Source organism: Erysipelothrix aquatica (assembly GCF_009828775.2).
Classification (GTDB): domain Bacteria; phylum Bacillota_I; class Bacilli_A; order Erysipelotrichales; family Erysipelotrichaceae; genus Erysipelothrix; species Erysipelothrix aquatica.
Map to the genome: position 1 here is coordinate 1 of NZ_WTSY02000079.1, position 1,756 is coordinate 1,756.

Below are 1,756 nucleotides of genomic sequence, written 5' to 3' on the forward strand. Positions count from 1 at the left end.
TTTGTGCTTGATCACTTAAGGTTCCTGTTGGAGTTCCTTCGATTCGTGCAAATGTATAACCTGTAATATCTAATTTGAATTCTGATGTTGTAACGTCAAATGTGTCTCCAATATTTCCTGAGACTTTCTTGTCTGTCGCAATTGTATTTCCTTCTGTATCTTTGTAGAGCACTGTCAAATCAGCTGCTACTACTGGATCTTTTGTATAAACATAGGTCACTGTTTGTGCTTGATCACTTAAGGTTCCTGTTGGAGTTCCTTCGATACGTGCAAATGTATAACCTGTAATATCTAATTTGAATTCTGATGTTGTAACGTCAAATGTATCTCCAATATTTCCTGAGACTTTCTTGTCTGTCGCAATTGTATTTCCTTCTGTATCTTTGTAGAGCACTGTCAAATCAGCTGCTGCTACTGGATTTTTTGTATAAACATAGGTCACTGTTTGTGCTTGATCACTTAAGGTTCCTGTTGGAGTTCCTTCGATTCGTGCAAATGTATAACCTGTAATATCTAATTTGAATTCTGATGTTGTAACGTCAAATGTGTCTCCAATATTTCCTGAGACTTTTTTGTCTGTCGCAATTGTATTTCCTTCTGTATCTTTGTAGAGTACTGTCAAATCAGCTGCTGCTACTGGATTTGATAAGGTTTGCCAAACATAAGTATCAGCTTGTGCACCGCCTTTATAATTGCTCATAAACTGTGCAGATGACCATTCATACTCACCTGCAGGATTTGACACACTTCCCGTACGAACATTTTGCCATTTTCCAGTATATGGATCCTTCTTTGCAACACCTGGTAATTCCATATTGGATTTCATCTGAAATTTCGAACCTAAAACGATTTCTTTTAGTTCGCGATTTTCCATAAACATAAATCCTGTTTTAGACAGATTTTGAGAGTCGAAACTCGAAATATCTAATTTGTTTAGAGAGCGATTAAACTCGAACATATTCTGCATATCGGTTACTTTTGATGTATTAAAGCTTGTCAAGTCAAGTTCCTTAATTGAAAACATTTGAGCAAACATTTTGCTCATTGAAGTCGCACTGTTTGTATTTAATGTTGATAAATCAATAGATTCCAATGATTCAAGGGCAAAGAACATATAGTCCATATTTGAAACGTCTGAAGTATCAAGAAAGTGTAGATTCTCAATATTCTTAACTTTTTTCAAATTTGAAAGGAAGCCATTAGCATAACCTGATATTTTTACTGGTCCCTCGAAAACAACCTTAACCGCAGTGTTAGAGAGTAATCCCGACTCTGCCGTTGCAGAATGAATTCCTTGCGGATCATTAATTGTAACACTCGGAATAAACAACACATTATCTTTAGACAATCTTAGCTTTTGATCGGTTTTATCCCATGCAATCAATCTATCACCGTTTTCCAACACGGTAACTTCTTCAGCTGCAAATATTGTATTTATTGGTAGATTTGCACTTGAAAAAATGAGTAAAGCTGAAACAATAAATACTTTTCCAATGTTCATTATTAAATTTTCAAATTTCTTACTTCTATTTGTTTTTACTCGGTTCATATTTTCCTCTTCATCTACATTATCTTCTTAGATAACGAAATATACTGTTCATGTCTCACTGTAAGAGAAACACAAAAAAAACTTAACGCACGATATTTTACTATCGTATTAAGTTACTTTGGTATTGATTGTGTGTATTCCTGTATAAAAAGGAAACAAAAAAAGAATATTATACAGCACCATATATGAACTCCCCCTCCCATATAT

At 34.5% G+C, this 1,756-nt stretch carries 1 protein-coding gene; it reads right to left on the reverse strand.

Features of this window, described 5'->3' with window-relative positions:
• On the reverse strand, positions 1–1,549 hold a 1,549-nt coding region (locus GVV20_RS10475), incomplete at its 3' end, for a MucBP domain-containing protein (protein ID WP_250690211.1).
• Between the last annotated feature and the right edge of the window lie 207 nt (positions 1,550–1,756).